The sequence below is a fragment of the Massilimicrobiota sp. An105 genome, from assembly GCF_002161155.1.
In the GTDB taxonomy this organism is placed as follows: domain Bacteria; phylum Bacillota_I; class Bacilli_A; order Erysipelotrichales; family Coprobacillaceae; genus Allocoprobacillus; species Allocoprobacillus merdigallinarum.
In genome coordinates this window covers 1-1,528 of sequence record NZ_NFLY01000105.1, presented here as the reverse complement: position 1 = coordinate 1,528, position 1,528 = coordinate 1, and the positions used below count along the sequence as shown (strand labels likewise).

Annotated in this window: 1 protein-coding gene; it reads right to left on the bottom strand. The window is 37.4% G+C overall.

Going from position 1 to position 1,528, the window contains the following annotated elements; translation table 11 throughout:
• Window positions 1–193: 193 nt before the first annotated feature.
• Complete coding sequence (locus B5E48_RS13390; protein WP_087305640.1) at window positions 194–1,498, bottom strand: IS30 family transposase; 1,305 nt, start codon at window positions 1,496–1,498, stop codon at window positions 194–196.
• Between the last annotated feature and the right edge of the window lie 30 nt (window positions 1,499–1,528).

The window sequence follows — 1,528 nt, the reverse complement described above, 5'->3', positions numbered from 1 at the left end:
AAAATCACCTTCAGATATTGATTTTTGACACATCAGGTCTTAAAATGAACTTGTAAGAAGCAATTTGACTTGTTTTTGAGAGTATAGTAAAGCCAGGGTCAAATTTTCTGTTTTTTTTTTGCAAAGCAAAATTCCACCCCTGATGGTCTTATTTATCTGTACATTATGGGTATCCCTGTGTTTTGTTTATGCTTTATCTTTGAGATAAGAGCGACTGAGTCAGATTGATCTTATCTGGGTCAATATGTTCGATTCCAAAGTATCTTGCAACTTCTTTGGAAAACAGCAAAGCGAAGACAAAGAGTGGGGTTTTGTCATTCAGCTTTGGACGAGCATACGAATTAATGTGAGACATCATTAAATTGATGTCTTTTTGCGTATAAGGATCAAATGGTTTTCCTTTGGGTGCGATTCTTCTTATAAATTCATGATTGACTTCACAGTCACCTTTTTCAAACGGAGAGCTGGGGTGACAGTAAAACATATATGTTCTTCTGTTTCCATCTTCATCAAATTCAATGGCTTCTGGATTGGAGAACTCAGGTCCGTTATCTGTGAGAATGACAGGGAAAAGCTTCATGAACATATCTCTTCCAAGATGGTTGTAAATGTCATTGAATATATCAATGACAGACTGTGCATCATTATATTCTCTTCTAAAAGCAATCATAAATGTTGACACTGTAAAATGAACTGTAAGCAGACAGGCTCCACCTTTAGTGCCTTCAACCGTATCAATCTGGACAACAGGCATGTCAGGATTTTCTTCTATAAAATTCTTGAAGTCCTCGTACCTTCTTCCATCCATGCATTTTGAATCAATTTTGTATCTTGAAGGTTTCTTTCTTTTTTTATAGGTTACCTGTCGAGGAAGATCGATGTTTCTCACTTTCAATATGCCAGCATCAATAATCTTATAGAGAGTCTTTTCGCTAAACATGATCTCGTTCTTATGATGAATGTAGACATGATGAATGGATTGACCCTGCTGGGCAATCAGTGGATAGAGCAGCTCATTAAGATGATTGATTTCATCCTGAGTAATAATGATGCCTCTGCGTGATTCAGAAAGCCTTTCTTCATATTTTTTGTTGGCCTCAAGTGCATAATAGATATGCTTTGTCAAAGTACATTTTTTCATGTCAGGACATCCGTTGCAGACATATGGAGGCTTAGAAAGCCTAGGGCATATTTCTTCCACATAGCTGCCGCATTCGTAGATGCAGCGCGTACAGGATCTGCAGAGCTGAGATTTCATAACAGGACAGTTGTCACAGGCAGAATTACGTTCCTTGCATGTATATCTGTAAAGACAGTTATTGAAGGAACGACCAAATGCACCAGTTTTACGAACAGAAAGATTGTTTTTGACCTCTTTAGAAATGGTAGTACAATCCTTATCGAGTTTTTTGGCAATGGCCTTGAAAGAATCGTTATTTTTTAGACCATTTTCAATTGTGATTCTATCAAGAGCAGTTAAATGTTTCTGATTAGCCATGATGAGCACCTCCAGTAGAAGGAATACCCA